The sequence below is a fragment of the Bacillus sp. RC252 genome, from assembly GCF_044909215.1.
GTDB classification, from domain to species: Bacteria; Bacillota; Bacilli; order Bacillales; family Bacillaceae_G; genus Bacillus_A; species Bacillus_A mycoides.
This window is the reverse complement of the sequence record NZ_JBIYDV010000056.1, coordinates 1-1,377: the sequence shown is the minus strand read 5'-3', so window position 1 is coordinate 1,377 and position 1,377 is coordinate 1. Positions and strand designations below refer to the sequence as shown.

The following is a 1,377-nucleotide window of genomic DNA, read 5'->3' as shown; positions in this document are numbered from 1 at the left end:
TTGCTTCATATTATATGGTTAAGTCCTCGATCTATTAGTATTCGTCAGCTCCACATGTCACCATGCTTCCACCTCGAACCTATCAACCTGATCATCTTTCAGGGATCTTACTAGCTTACGCTATGGGAAATCTCATCTTGAGGGGGGCTTCATGCTTAGATGCTTTCAGCACTTATCCCTTCCGCACATAGCTACCCAGCTATGCCCTTGGCAGAACAACTGGTACACCAGCGGTGCGTCCATCCCGGTCCTCTCGTACTAAGGACAGCTCCTCTCAAATTTCCTGCGCCCACGACGGATAGGGACCGAACTGTCTCACGACGTTCTGAACCCAGCTCGCGTACCGCTTTAATGGGCGAACAGCCCAACCCTTGGGACCGACTACAGCCCCAGGATGCGATGAGCCGACATCGAGGTGCCAAACCTCCCCGTCGATGTGGACTCTTGGGGGAGATAAGCCTGTTATCCCCGGGGTAGCTTTTATCCGTTGAGCGATGGCCCTTCCATGCGGAACCACCGGATCACTAAGCCCGACTTTCGTCCCTGCTCGACTTGTAGGTCTCGCAGTCAAGCTCCCTTATGCCTTTGCACTCTACGAATGATTTCCAACCATTCTGAGGGAACCTTTGGGCGCCTCCGTTACACTTTAGGAGGCGACCGCCCCAGTCAAACTGCCCACCTGACACTGTCTCCCGGGTCGATAAGACCCGTAGGTTAGAATTTCAATACAGTCAGGGCGGTATCCCACCAGCGCCTCCACCGAAGCTAGCGCTCCGGTTTCAATGGCTCCCGCCTATCCTGTACAAACTGTACCAAAATTCAATATCAGGCTACAGTAAAGCTCCACGGGGTCTTTCCGTCCTGTCGCGGGTAACCTGCATCTTCACAGGTACTATAATTTCACCGAGTCTCTGGTTGAGACAGTGCCCAAATCGTTACACCTTTCGTGCGGGTCGGAACTTACCCGACAAGGAATTTCGCTACCTTAGGACCGTTATAGTTACGGCCGCCGTTTACTGGGGCTTCAGTTCAGAGCTTCGCTTACGCTAACCCCTCTCCTTAACCTTCCAGCACCGGGCAGGTGTCAGCCCCTATACTTCGCCTTACGGCTTCGCAGAGACCTGTGTTTTTGCTAAACAGTCGCTTGGGCCTATTCACTGCGGCTTTCCGTTAAGAAAGCACCCCTTCTCCCGAAGTTACGGGGTCATTTTGCCGAGTTCCTTAACCAGAGTTCTCTCGCACACCTTAGGATTCTCTCCTCGCCTACCTGTGTCGGTTTGCGGTACAGGCACCTTTTATCTCGCTAGAAGCTTTTCTTGGCAGCGGGGAATCAAAGACTTCGCTCCATAAGGAGCTTCCCCATCACAGCTCAGCCTT

Annotated in this window: 1 rRNA gene; it reads right to left on the bottom strand. The window is 53.0% G+C overall.

From position 1 onward, the window contains the following. Positions 1–14: 14 nt before the first annotated feature. A 23S ribosomal RNA gene (locus ABH960_RS29500) occupies positions 15–1,377 on the bottom strand; the annotation flags it as partial.